10 protein-coding genes are annotated in these 12,826 nt (G+C 74.2%); 4 read left to right on the top strand and 6 right to left on the bottom strand.

Features of this window, described 5'->3' with window-relative positions:
* Positions 1-266: 266 nt before the first annotated feature.
* Positions 267-2,684 (top strand): hypothetical protein, encoded by a 2,418-nt coding sequence (locus CCL05_RS27100; RefSeq protein WP_086563114.1) that lies wholly within the window; start codon positions 267-269, stop codon positions 2,682-2,684.
* Here CCL05_RS27100 and CCL05_RS27105 read toward each other — a convergent pair.
* From CCL05_RS27105 to CCL05_RS27120, 4 genes are all read right to left on the bottom strand, one after another.
* The gene (locus CCL05_RS27105; protein ID WP_086563115.1) at positions 2,654-5,095 is read right to left on the bottom strand and encodes a right-handed parallel beta-helix repeat-containing protein; all 2,442 of its coding nucleotides are present in this window, start codon (positions 5,093-5,095) and stop codon (positions 2,654-2,656) included. The genes CCL05_RS27100 and CCL05_RS27105 overlap by 31 nt on opposite strands.
* Positions 5,096-5,323: 228 nt before the next feature.
* On the bottom strand, positions 5,324-5,929 hold the full coding sequence (locus tag CCL05_RS27110; protein WP_086563124.1) for an Rv1733c family protein: 606 nt from the start codon (positions 5,927-5,929) through the stop codon (positions 5,324-5,326).
* A 109-nt stretch (positions 5,930-6,038) separates the two neighbouring features.
* A complete protein-coding gene (locus tag CCL05_RS27115) occupies positions 6,039-6,932 on the bottom strand; it encodes an MOSC domain-containing protein (RefSeq protein ID WP_244204433.1) in 894 nt (297 codons plus the stop codon).
* A 45-nt stretch (positions 6,933-6,977) separates the two neighbouring features.
* Complete coding sequence (locus tag CCL05_RS27120) at positions 6,978-7,409, bottom strand: DUF6643 family protein (RefSeq protein ID WP_086563116.1); 432 nt, start codon at positions 7,407-7,409, stop codon at positions 6,978-6,980.
* Between the two features lie 296 nt (positions 7,410-7,705).
* Between CCL05_RS27120 and CCL05_RS27125 the strand changes: the two genes are divergently transcribed.
* Entirely contained in the window at positions 7,706-8,983 is a 1,278-nt protein-coding gene (locus CCL05_RS27125) for a TerD family protein (protein WP_086563117.1), read from the top strand.
* 28 nt (positions 8,984-9,011) lie between these two features.
* On the opposite strand, the gene CCL05_RS27130 is transcribed toward CCL05_RS27125, so the two are convergent.
* Positions 9,012-10,205, bottom strand: a complete 1,194-nt coding sequence (locus CCL05_RS27130; RefSeq protein WP_086563118.1) for a glycosyltransferase — start codon at positions 10,203-10,205, stop codon at positions 9,012-9,014.
* Between the two features lie 39 nt (positions 10,206-10,244).
* Here CCL05_RS27130 and CCL05_RS27135 point away from each other — a divergent pair, with 39 nt between their 5' ends.
* Positions 10,245-11,030 (top strand): glutamate racemase, encoded by a 786-nt coding sequence (locus CCL05_RS27135; protein ID WP_086563119.1) that lies wholly within the window; start codon positions 10,245-10,247, stop codon positions 11,028-11,030.
* 139 nt (positions 11,031-11,169) lie between these two features.
* On the top strand, positions 11,170-11,724 hold the full coding sequence (locus tag CCL05_RS27140) for a hypothetical protein (protein WP_086563120.1): 555 nt from the start codon (positions 11,170-11,172) through the stop codon (positions 11,722-11,724).
* A gap of 12 nt (positions 11,725-11,736) precedes the next feature.
* On the opposite strand, the gene CCL05_RS27145 is transcribed toward CCL05_RS27140, so the two are convergent.
* On the bottom strand, positions 11,737-12,699 hold the full coding sequence (locus CCL05_RS27145) for an O-antigen ligase family protein (RefSeq protein ID WP_086563125.1): 963 nt from the start codon (positions 12,697-12,699) through the stop codon (positions 11,737-11,739).
* Positions 12,700-12,826: the final 127 nt, after the last annotated feature.

Genomic DNA, 12,826 nt, shown 5'->3' on the forward strand with positions numbered 1-12,826 from the left:
TCGCCTCAATGCCGTCCGTCAGGCCCAGCACACCTGCCCCAACCAGGACATTCTCCCCCGGCTCCGGTGCGCGGACGCCTCATCCTCGCATGTCGCGATGCCGGCGGCGCCACCGACCACTCGCCGCGCGTATGTCACCGGTCGCTCTCCGCAGGGTCACGGATCGGGGAGATTCCGTGACAGCAGGTGTGCGGCGCCGCGGAAGTGGAGATCCTTGTGCCCGCACGGACAGAGCCGACGGCGTGTCACGGGGGATGTGCGAATCAGTGGAGCGTGCGCAGGAACAGGCCTCGACCGGCGGGCCGGACCAGCCCGCCCGGCGGCCCGGTGAGACCGGGACCGCTCTGGAACTCCTGGTCCACGGCGTGGGCGGCACCACGCCGCAGGAGATGCTCGACGATCCGCGCACGGTGCGGATCACCGGCGACGGCATCGCGGCCGTCTTCCGGCGCGCCGACGACGTCGACGCGGAGACCAGCCCGGACGACCGCCGCCGCGACGGACCGGTGCCCGAGGCCTACGTCTGGTGCAACCTCACCTCGGGCAACGGCACCCGCGCCCTGTGGCTGTTGCTGCTGCCGTTCATGGTCGTCAACCTCGCCCACTGGATGCGCCCCCACGCCCGGGGCCGCCGCCGCACCGTGCGCCTGTACGGCCTCCTGGTGCGGCTCGCGGGGCTCACCCTGACGGTGCTGCTGGTCGCGGCGGCCTGCGAGGTCGCCCTCGACCTGGCGGCCTGGCAGTGCGCGGGCACACGCGCGTGCGCCGACCGGCACTCCTGGCTGGGCTTCCTCTCGCCCACCGTCTCGGACGGCGGCTGGTGGAGCAGCCCCGGCCGCAGACTCGCCCTGGCGTCCTTCGTCCCGACCGCCCTGACCGGTCTGCTGTGGTACCTGTCCCGGCGCACCTGGAGCGACTACGAGTCCCAGCAGCCGCCGGCCCGCGACCCCGAACCCGACGAGGCCGGCGACGGCCCGACCGCGCTGGGCCGGCCCGGCTTCTGGTACGGACGCCGGCTGGTGGCCCGGCTGCGCGCCGCGCACACCGCCGCCGGACTGCTCACGGTCGCCGCCGCGGTCGCCGGCACCGCCGCCCGCCACGACCGCGAGCCCGGCGGCCCCGCCACACTGAACACCCTGGGCCTGCTCCTGGAGGCGGCCCTGGCGGCCTGCGCCGTCGCCGTGGTCTGGGTGGTGTGCCGCCGGGGCCGCAGCGAAAGACGCCTCGACCGGGAACTCGACGAGCGCTTCGTACGACGCCTGCCGCTCGCCGCCCTCGTCCTGCTCGCCCTCGCCCTGCTGTACGCGGGCTGGGAACGCCCCGGCTGGGAGTCGGCCGGCCGGCTGCCGGGCGACGCCGCCTTCGGCGGTCTCGCCCTGGCCCAGGGCCTGCTCGTGATCGTCCTCGCCGGCGTCGCTCACGCGCTGCACCGCACCGAGCCCGACCGGCGTGCCGTCCTGAAGGGCCTCGGCGGACCGGCCGTCGCGATGCTGGCCTGCGCCCTGGGCGGCGTGATGTCCGGCGGCGTGTCGCAGCGGGTGTCCGACTGGCTGGACGGCACCGGGACGTCGATCGACGGCCCGCCGGTCCTGCTGACCTGGCAGGCGTCCGTGATCCCGCCCCTGATCGTGGTGCTGCTGGTGCTCTTCGGCTGGCTGGCCCACCGCGCCTGGCAGCTCGCCCGCGCCGAACGCGAGGCGGTGGCCCGCGACTACCCGGACGAGGCCCAGGACCGTGCCCGCACCCGCCGTATCGCCTACACCCGCGCGATGGCCTCGCTCACCGACCGGGGACCCCGCGTCGTCGCCGTCACCTCCGGTGTCACCCTGCTGCTGGGCGCAGCAGCCCTCGTGGGCGCCCTGGCCACCGACGAGACGCCGGGCGAGGCGGCGCAGGGCACCTACCCCCTCGTCCACGGCGCCGCCGAGACCGCCGAGGCCCTCGGCTCCTGGCTGATCGGCCTCGGCTTCATCCTGTTCGTCACCTGGGGCAGGCGCGCCTACAAGGACGCCGCGGCACGCCGCACCATCGGCATCCTGTGGGACGTCGGCACCTTCTGGCCGCGCGCCGCCCACCCCTTCGCCCCGCCCTGCTACGCCGAACGCGCGGTGCCCGACCTGACCTGGCGGATCGCGACCTGGACCCGTGTCACCGGTGGACGGCTGGTCATCTCCGGGCACTCGCAGGGCAGCGTCCTCGCCGCCGCCGCGGCCTGGCAACTCGCGCCGTCCACCCGCAGACGCGTCGCGCTGCTGACGTACGGCTCCCCGCTGGAGCGGCTCTACGGCCGCTGGTTCCCGGCGCACTTCGGTCCCGCCGCGCTCAGCTCCCTGCACCGGGAGGTCGACTGCTGGCGCAACCTGTACCGGCTCACCGACCCCATCGGGGGCCCGGTGCGCCTGCCCGGCAACCACGACCTCGGGGTCGACCACGTGCCGCTGATGGACCCCCTCTCCTACGGCCGTACCGACCTGCATCCGCTGCCGGCGCCGATCCTCGGCCACTCCGACTACCAGGCGGACCCGGCGTTCGCCGAGGAGCGCCGCACACTGCTGGCCCGGCTGCGGCCCGGCCTGCCGGCACCCCGCCACACGGCCGAGCAGCCCTGCCCGGGCCCGGAGGCGGAGCCGGGCGCGGAGGCCGGCCCCGGTCCTCAGAGCAGCTCGGGCAGGTCCTCCGCGTAGAGCAGGGTCAGGTCGTCCGTGCTGGGCTCGGGGAGCTGGGCGACCCGGCTCGCGTGGCGCTCCACCATCGCCTCGAAGGTCTGCCGGGCGGTACGGCCGTTGCCGAACGCCGGGCCCTTCGGGATCTCCGCGAAGTACGTCCGCAGGGCCTGCGCCGCGCCCTCCGCCAGCCGGTACTCGTGCTCATCGGCCTGCTGCTCCACGATCCGCAGCAGGTCCTCGGGGCCGTAGTCGCTGAAGGTGATGGTCCGTGAGAACCGGGACGCCACCCCGGGGTTGACCGACAGGAAGCGCTCCATCTCCGCCGTGTAGCCCGCGACGATCACCACGACCGCGTCCCGGTGGTCCTCCATCAGCTTCACCAGCGTGTCGATGGCCTCCTTGCCGAAGTCGCGGCCCGCGTCCTCGGGGGAGAGCGCGTACGCCTCGTCGATGAACAGCACACCGCCGCGCGCCTTCTCGAAGGCCTCCTGCGTGCGGATCGCGGTCGAGCCGATGTGCTCGCCCACCAGGTCGACCCGGGACACCTCGACCAGGTGGCCCTTCTCCAGCACACCGAGCGACGCGAGGATCTCGCCGTACAGCCGGGCGACCGTCGTCTTGCCCGTGCCGGGGGAGCCGGTGAAGACCAGGTGCCGCTTGACCGACGCCGCCTTCAGGCCCGCCTGCTGCCGGCGCCGGCCCACCTCGATCATGTCGGTGAGGGCGCGCACCTCGCGCTTGACGCTCTCCAGGCCGACCAGCGCGTCCAGTTCACCGAGGACGTCCTTGGAGCTGCGGGCCGGCTGCTCGGGTTCCGCGGCCGGGGCCGCGGCCGGGGGCTCCGGTTCGGTGCGCTGCCCCGGCACCGCGCCCAGCAGGCCGGGGGAGTGGCTCACCGTCTGCACGGCCGTCTCCCGCGCCGCCGGTGCCCGCAGCCCCGCGCTCTCGTCGCTGGTGCAGTCCTCGACCAGCGGGCCCGCCCCGGACGACGCGTCCGCGCCGCTGTCCGCGAACTCGTAACCGCCGCGCGCGCACCGCTCCGTGCGGCACTTCCGCAAGCTCGTACGGCTGCCGTCGATCACATGGAAGCCGTAGCCGCCGCTGCCCGTCACCCGGCAGTTGTGGAAGCTGCCGCGGCCGCCGGCCGAGACGTACACCCCCGCCTCCGCGGGTGAGTCGACCGTGCAGCGCTCCACCGTGGGATCGGCGCCCTTGGTGACGATGACGCCGGTCTGGGTGCCGTCCAGCGTGCAGTTGCTGAGGGTGCCGCCGCTGCCGTGGTCGCGGAACCAGGCGCCTGTGGCCGCGTCCCGGATCCGGCAGTCGTCGAGCTGCGCGGTCGCCCCGTCGCTCACCGACACGGCCGTGTTGCGCACCTGCGACAGGTCGCTGTCGACGACGTCCGCGCGCGAGCCGCGGTCGAGGACGAACAGGGCGTCCGGCACGTCGTGCACCCGGCACGAGTCGAGCACCGCGGTGGCGCCGTCGCTCACCCACACCGCGGGGTAGTCGCCCGTGCTGTCGAAGATCTCGCACTGGTTGGCGTCCACGCGCGTGCCCGGGTCCCACACCGACAGGCCGTTGCGCCCGAACTGCCGCACCGTGGTGCGCGTCAGCGTGAGGACGGAGCGGGACCGCAGGTCGACCGCGTTCTCCGGGATGTCGTGGATACGGCAGTCGGCGAGCGTCAGCACCGCGTCCGTGTCGAGCGTGACACCGTCGGCCGTCGTGCGGTGCACATCGCAGTCCGTGAGGTGCGCGGTGGCCCGGCCGGTGATCTGCACACCGCTGCCCCGGACCTCGTAGATCTCGCAGCCCACCGCCTCCAGGGCGGAGTTCTCCCCGGTCGCCGAGAGGCCCGAGCCCGAGGTGTGGTGCACCCGGCAGCGCTCCAGACGGGGGTGGGCGCCGCCGCGCACCGCCACGCCCGCCTGGCCGGCCGCGACGACCTCGCACTCCTCGAACACCCCGCCCGCACCGTCGAGCACGGCGATGCCGATGCCCGCCGGATTGTCGACGGCGCAGCGCCGGACCGTGGGCCGGGCGCTGCCGCGCACCTCGATCCCGGCCGCCGACCGCGTGACCACCCGGACGTTGCTCAGCTCCGGTGTGCCCTCCTCCACCAGCACCGCTGGGGCCGCCGCGTCCTGGCCTTCCACGTGCAGGTCCTGGACCACCGCCGAGGCGCGCACGGTCAGCGGCACGCCGTCCACGGGCGCGATCCGCACCGAGCCGGGGGAGCCCTCGGGGCCGCGCAGGGTCACCGCGCGCTGCACGACGAGGTTCTCCCGGTAGGTGCCGGGGGCGACCGTGAGGACATCTCCGTCGGCCGCGGCCTCCAGGGCGGCGGCGAGCGATGCGTACTCACCCGTGCGGCGCCGCCACCGCGACGTGCCGGTGTGCGTCACCTGGACCGTGCCCTGTGCCATGGTGTAGCTGTGCCCCCACCTCGGTCGTACTGATGGCTCGTTCGCCTTCGGGGCGCTCCCGCCGGTGCCGGGACCGCGACCGTGCCGGGCCCCTGGGGCCTGCGCGCGCACGCGGCATCGAGACCGGCGCGCCCCTCCTGCTCGCTCGCGCGCGGGTTGTGCCGAACGGTTCGGCCGGACCACCGTAGCGTGCGCGCGGGTGGTGGGTTGACCAGAGCCGGAAGGCTGTCAGCTGCCGGTGCCCGTCCTGCCCCAGTCCGGGCCCGCCTTGTCCCATGCCTGGTCCCAACGGGCGTACCTGCGGCGGACCATGCGCCAGACGATCAGCCGTCTGCCGCCCTCTATGAGACCGCCGGCCGCGAGGGCCGCGCCGAAGCCGGCGAGGACCGCGTGCGTCGACGCCGTCGCGGAGTCGAGGGGGCGGGCCACCATCCGGCCCTGCCGGTCGGTCCATATCCGGAACTCGTCGTCCGGCTGCGGGTCCTTGAGGCTCGCCAGCGCCGAGCCGTGACGCGCGGTGCCGTCCGGTGCCGTCCAGTCGGCGAGGACGCGGGTGCGCAGATCCCGGCCCGTGGACGTCTCCGGGTCGGCGTCCAGCGGGGAGCGGTCGAGCTCGCGGACCACTGTGGCCGTCACCAGATGCCGCGCTCGGTGCTGCTCGCGGACGGAGCGCTGAAGGGCGTCCTGCGCGGCGCCCCCGACGAGGGAACCGGCCAGCGGGGCGACGAGGAGGATCAGCACCAGAGCGGCCAGCGCCAGCCAGGCCTCGGCCAGATCGGTGGCGCGGCACAGCGGATTGCGCCGCCAGCGCCAGAGTCCACTGATCGCTCGCACTGCCTGCACCCCCTTCCCGCTCCGTGATAACCCCCGGCGGAGCCCTCCACGTGCCAACCCGGCGAAGAGAGAGGGAAATCACCTCTCACCGGCGACTCTCATGAACTTCTCACACAAGGCCAACGCCCGGGCGCCCGGGGCGGTTCCCGCCCCGGGCGCGGACCTCCGGCCGGATCTGTTCGAGGATTCTCACCGGGTCACCGACCCGGATCGTGCCGCCGGACAGGGGCACCAGGTTCTGCCCGAAGACCAGCTTGCCGCCGAGCCGCCGGTGCCGCCCCAGGCTGTACAGGGGCTCCCGGCCGCGCTCGCCGGTGCCCTGGTCGGTGGTGGTCACCACGCACCGGCCGCAGGTCTTGGCGACGCGGAAGGACACCTCTCCGATGGCGAGACGCGACCAGTTGTCCTCGGCCCAGGCGTCGGTGCCCGCCACGACCACGCTCGGCCGGAAACGGTTCATGGGCAGCGGGCCCTCCTCGGCGTGGTCACCCTGCGCGATCAGGGCGTTGAGGGCGGCGAGGGAGGCCGTGGTGGTGAGCAGCAGCGGAAAGCCGTCGGCGAAGGAGACGGTCTCGCCGGGACGCGCGTACTCCGGGTCGACGGGCCGGCGCGTGGCCGGGTCGTCCATGTACGCGAGGCGCACGCCGATGCCGAGATAGGCGCTGCACCAGGCGTGCGCGGCCTCGTCCTCGGCGGGAACCGCGTCGACCTTGTCGCGGAAGAGCTCCGCCGGCACCGTGCCCGACGGCCGGGGAACGGGCACCGTCAGGGGCTCCATGCCGGGTGCGGACAGCCGGACGCCGCCGTCCGGCTGAAGCTCGGCGGCGGCCAGTGCGAGGCGGGGCTGCTGGCGTTGCGTGACGACCTTGCCCCCGTCGTCGATCAGCACCCAGCGCCGGTCTCCGGCGAGCCCCCAGGGCTCCACGACGGCCTCCCGGGGCGCGAGGCCCCGGACCGCCTTGACCGGGTGGACGTGGATCGAGTGCAGGTGTGCGTTCCCCATGGGGCCATCGTGCCAGCCGGCACCGACAGCCCCCGGGCGGGCGGCTCAGTAACCGCGGTACTGCTGGTTGTTGTACGGGTCCTGATAGGGCGCCTGGGCGGGCCGGGGAGCCGCGGGGCGCATCGCCTCGTAGCCCGCGCCGGGTACCGCCGGGCGCGGCTGCTGCGACTGGGGGCCGGGGTAGCCGCGCGGTGCGGTGGCCTGCTGCGGGATGTACGCCGCGGGCGCCTGCTGGAGCGGTGCGGGCTGTGGCGCCTGCGGATAGCCGTAGGCGGGCTGGGCCGGGGCCGCCGGAAGAGCGGGCAGCGCCGAGGGGAGGGCGGGCAGGTTGCCGCCGGGCGTGTCGTACTGCGCGGGGACCCGGATCGGGGCGATCTGCGGGGTGCCCCGCTCGGCGACGAGCTTGTCGTAGATCGGGGTGTCCGGGAAGGAGGCGGAGTAGTAGCCGCCGCCATAGGTGGAGCGGGGGGAGGTCATGGCACATAAGTTAAGCCCACGATGTGCTGGTTGGGGAGACCGATAAGAGGGTTGTTTTCCGTGTCCGCAGTGACCCGGTATCCCCAATGCGAGCGAACTCGGCAAAAAGGGGCACCGGACAGGGTTCTGATCGTGTAAAGGCCGAGTTCCGGGCGGGTTACCAGGGGTTGGCCACCGGTCTTCCGGTGGCGGTGCATGGGAGTTCGCCGCGGGGAGGAATAGGTTGTGCGGACGGAACTCGACGGACGGCCGGGATGTGCCTGGCGCGGCGACACGCAATGGGGGCGGACATGCAAATGCTGAAAGGTTCAAATACTCCGGTGCCCACCTCGGCGCTGCGCGTGGAATTGGGCTGGCGGGCCGGCCCGGGGGTGCCCGACGCCGACGCCTCCGCTTTGCTGCTGGTAAGCGGCAAGGTCCGCTCGGACGCGGACTTCGTCTTCTACAACCAGCCCGCGCACTCCTCCGGCGCGATCCGGCACGAGGGCAAGCGGAACACCGACGGCCGGGTGACCGACACGCTCCTCGTCGACCTCACGCGCGTGGAGCCCGCGATCGAGACGGTCGTCCTCGCCGCCTCCGCCGACGGCGGCGCCTTCGGCCAGGTCCCGGGGCTGTACATCGAGGTCCAGGACACCATGCGGGGAACGCCGGTCGCCCGCTTCGACAACCCGGGCGCCACCACCGAAACCGCTTTCGTGCTCGGCGAGTTCTACCGCCGCCAGGGCGCCTGGAAGTTCCGCGCCGTCGGCCAGGGCTACAGCAGCGGACTCGAAGGACTGGCCACGGACTACGGCATCACGGTGGACGAACCGCAGCAGGCGGCCCCGACTCCGGTCGCGGCTCCCGCGCCGCCCGTGGCCGCCCCCTCGGCGTACACGAGGCCGGTGGCCCCGCCCCCGCCGGCCGCACCTCCGGCGGCACCGCCCGAGCCCGTCCGCCTCACCAAGGTGACGCTCACCAAGGCGGCCCCCTCGGTGTCGCTCACCAAGCAGGGCGGCACCTCGGGCGCCCTGCTCGTGAACCTCAACTGGCAGGTGCGCAAGCAGTTCTCGGGGTGGAGCAGCAAGTTCGGCCGCCCGGCCGCGATGCACTCCGACCTCGACCTGGACCTGTGCGCGCTGTACGAACTCACCGACGGCAGCAAGGGCGTCGTACAGGCCCTCGGCAACGCTTTCGGGGCGCTGCACCAGCCTCCGTACATCCACCTCGACGGCGACGACCGCACCGGCGCCGTGTCGACCGGTGAGAACCTCACCGTCAACCTCGACCACAAGAACGCCTTCCGGCGCATCCTCGTCTTCGTCACCATCTACGAAGGCGCCCGTTCGTTCGCCGACCTGAACGCCACCGTCACCCTCCAGCCGCAGCACGGCGCCCCCGTGGAGTTCTTCCTCGACGAGTGCACCGTCCCCTCGCCCGTGTGCGCGCTCGCCCTCATCACCAACACGGGCACCGACCTCGTCGTACAGCGCGAGGCGCGCTACCTCGTCCCCGAGCGAGGGGTGAGCCCGCAGCGGACCGTCGACTACGCCTACGGGTGGGGCATGAACTGGACCCCCGGCAGGAAGTGACTCCCCCCGGCGGCCGTGAGCGCGGCCGTCAGCCCTCCTCGGGCACGGCGTCGGGACGGGCGTAGGTGCGGCCCTTCCAGGCGGCGCCGCGTCCCCGGTAGTGCTGCACCGCCGAGTCGGCCGTCATGAGGAGATAGAGGAACGCGGTGAACGGCAGCAGGGGAGCGAGCCACAGCGGCTGCCGGTAGTAGCGGAGCATCGGGACGTACGTCCCCGTCATCACGAGCCAGGCCGACGCTCCCGCGACCGCTGCCGCCGCGTTCCCCGTCACCAGGCCGGCGGCGACCGCCACGGGCGGCACCAGATACACCAGGGCCAGCCCGGCGACGGTCCCGGCCAGCAGCAGGGGGTTGTGCCGCAGCTGGGCGTACGCGCTGCGCGACACCATCCGCCACAGGTCCCCCAGCCGCGGATACGGCCGGACACTGTCCACCCGGTCGGCCAGCCCCAGCCAGACACGGCCGCCGCCGCCCTTCACCGCCCGCGCGAGGGCCACGTCGTCGATCACGGCGTGCCGGATCGCGTCCGGGATCCGCGCCCGTGCGGCGGCCTCCGCCCGCAGCAGGACGCAGCCACCGGCCGCGGCCGCCGTCCGGGTCCCCTTTCTGCCGATCCGGCGGAAGGGGTAGAGCTGCGCGAAGAAATAGACGAAGGCCGGCACGACGAGCCGCTCCCAGGTGCTCTCCACCCGCAGCCGGGCCATCTGCGAGACGACGTCGAACCCGCCCGTACGGGCCGCCGCCACCAGTTCCCGCAGGCTGTCCGGCGCGTGCGCGATGTCGGCGTCCGTCAGCAGCAGGTACTCGGGGTCACGCGCGCGGGCCAGGCCGATGCCGTGCCGCACCGCCCACAGCTTGCCGGTCCAGCCGGCGGGCGGCTCGCCCGGCGAGCCCACCGTCAGCGGCAGCCCGCCATGCCGGCGCGCCAGATCACGCGCCAGGTCACCGGTGCCGTCCGTACTGCCGTCGTCGACGAGGAAGATCTCCGCGCGCCCCGGATAGTCCTGCCCGAGCAGCGACGGCAGCGCGTCGGGCAGCACCGCCGCCTCGTCGCGGGCCGGGACGACGACGCACACGGACGGCCACGCGTCCGGTTCCCGGCGCGGCGGCAGTCGCACATCCGTGCGCCAGAAGAAGCCCTGACAGAGCAGCAGCCACAGCCAGGCGAGAAGTGATCCAGCGGCAGTCCACACAACGGCGCTCACGCGCGCAGTCTGCCCCACCGGAACGGCCCGGCACCGCTCATCGTCTATCGTGATCGGGTGAAGATCGCGCTCATGGACTCCGGAATCGGTCTGCTGGCGGCCACCGCCGCGGTTCGGCGGCTGCGCCCCGACGCCGATCTCGTACTCTCCCTGGACCCCGACGGCATGCCGTGGGGCCCGCGGACCCCGGAAGACCTGACCGAGCGCGCCCTGGCCGTCGCCGAGGCCGCCGCCGCGCGCCGCCCCGACGCCCTGATCGTCGGCTGCAACACCGCGACCGTGCACGCGCTCACCGCCCTGCGCGCCCGCCTCGAACCGGGTCTTCCGGTGATCGGCACCGTCCCGGCGATCAAGCCGGCCGCGGCCGGCGGCGGACACCTCGCCATCTGGGCGACCCCGGCCACCACCGGCAGCACGTACCAGCGGAACCTGATCCGGGACTTCGCCGGCGGCGTCCCCGTCACCGAGGTGCCCTGCTGGGGTCTCGCCGAGGCCGTCGAACGCGCGGACGAGGCGGCGATCGACGCCGCCGTGTCCGCGGCCGCCGCCCTGACTCCGGACGAGGTGACCACCGTCGTCCTGGGCTGCACGCACTACGAACTGGTCGCCGAGCGCATCCGGGCCGCCGTCCAGCGCCCCGGCCGGCCGCCCCTCGTGCTGCACGGCTCCGCGGGCGCCGTGGCCGCGCAGGCCCTGCGCCGGCTCGGCGAGCAGCCCGCGACGGGCGCCACGCCGCACGGCAGCCTGACCGTCCTGCTGAGCGGACGCGAGGGTGCGTTGCCCGCACCCGCCCTGGCCTACGCCGAAGGACGGCTGTTGCAGGCGGTCACGCCGGCTCGCTGACCGGAACCGTCACCCGGCGTCGTCGGCGGGCCGCATCACCCGTGCCGTCGCCGTACTGGATCCGCCCTGCCGCCCGGCCGGCTTAGTAACGCTCCGCCACGAGGTACCAGCGGAGCGAAACCTGAGTAACCTCATAGGCATGAGGGACCACCGCCACGGCGAGAAAGCTCCCCACGCGCACACCGACGTCTGGACCGGCAGGGCCACCAACCGCGTCCAGTGGCTGCTGGCGCTCATCGGCGCCGCCTGCATGGCACTGGGCATCGAACTGGCCGTCGACTCGGCCTGGACGTCCGGCATCGCCCCCTTGGCCATGGCCGTCGTCGGCTGCATCGCCGCCGGGCTGCTGGTCCTGTTCGGAACGCTCGCCTTCGTGCACGTCGCCCTCCGGGTCGACCAGGAGCACCTCGAGGTGCGCTGCGGCCACATCGGAGTGCCCCGCCGCCGTATCCCGCTCTCCCAGGTGGCGGGCGCCACGTACATCTCGCACGTCACTCCCCGCCACTGGGGTGGCTGGGGCTATCGATGGCGGCCGGAGATGGGCACCGCGGTGGTCGTGCGACGGGGTGAGGGCGTCGTGCTGGAGCTGTGGGACGGACACACCTTCACGATCACCGTGGACGACGCGGAGGCGGCCGTACAGGTGATCAAGGCGCGGCTGGGGCGGACCAAGCCGGGCGCCCCCGCACACTGAGCGGACGTCCGGTCACCACGCCGGAGTCCGTCCGGCGCCCCGGGGACGCGCGTCCGGTGTGCGGCTCGACGGTTCGTCGGTGAGCGGCCGGGCCGTGGCCATGCCCGCCAGCAGGCCCGCACCGACCGACACCGCGGTGAAGCTGAGCGCGTTGCCGATCGCGGCGATGACCGCGAGCGCCGTCAGGGCCGCGCCCGCGGTGAGCGCCACCGGGGTCGGGCGCGGGCTGCGCCACAGCGCGTACAGCACCCAGCCGAACGCCGCCGCCAGCAGGGCCACACCCACGATCCCCTGTTCGGCCGCCTGCTGCAGGGGTGCCGAGTGGGGCTTGCCGTCGGACAGCAGTGACTGCGCGGACGTCTGGCTCAGCTCCCCGAAGCGCCCGGGGCCGACGCCCAGGGCGGCGTCGTCGCGCAGCAGCTGCCATGCGTCCTGCCAGAGCCGGACGCGGTGCGGTGTCAGCCGCTCGTCGAGGGCGGCCGCGTGCCCGCCCGGTACGGCCCGCGCCGCGACCGCCCACGTCAGCCCGGTCACCAGGACGGCGACCGCGCCCAGGACGGCGAGGCCCGCGCCGCGGTGACGGGTGCGGCCGGCGGCCAGCGAACACAACAGCACCGCGACGGAGGCGACGCATCCGGTGGCCGAGCCGAGCACGGCCGCCAGCACCGCGGCACCGGCGGCCGGCACCCGCAGGGCGAACCGCACCGCCGGAAGACGAGCGGCCCAGGCCGCGCAGCACGCGGCACCGGCCGACAGCGTCAGCACGGCGGCCGTCGCCCCCGCATGCCCCAGAGGTGTGGTGATCTGCGGGCCAGGCGCGAGGTGCGGCACGGCCACGGTCAGCCCGATACCGGCCAGGGCCCCGGCGCAGGGCGCGCCGACCGGCAGAACCGCCCCGCCGATCCGCCCGGCGGCGTACCCGGCCGCCACGGCCAGCACCGCGAGCAGCACACCCTCGGGCCGGCCGTCGTGCATCGCCGCCGTGACCAGCGACCAGCCGGCACAGGCCCCCAGCACCACGACGCCGGCGGCGTCCACCACGATGCGTCTCTCACCGTCCGCGTCCTGACCGGACACGGACGTCAGCCCACTGGAACCCACC

The sequence above is a fragment of the Streptomyces africanus genome (genome assembly GCF_002150735.1).
In the GTDB taxonomy this organism is placed as follows: Bacteria; Actinomycetota; Actinomycetes; order Streptomycetales; family Streptomycetaceae; genus Streptomyces; species Streptomyces africanus.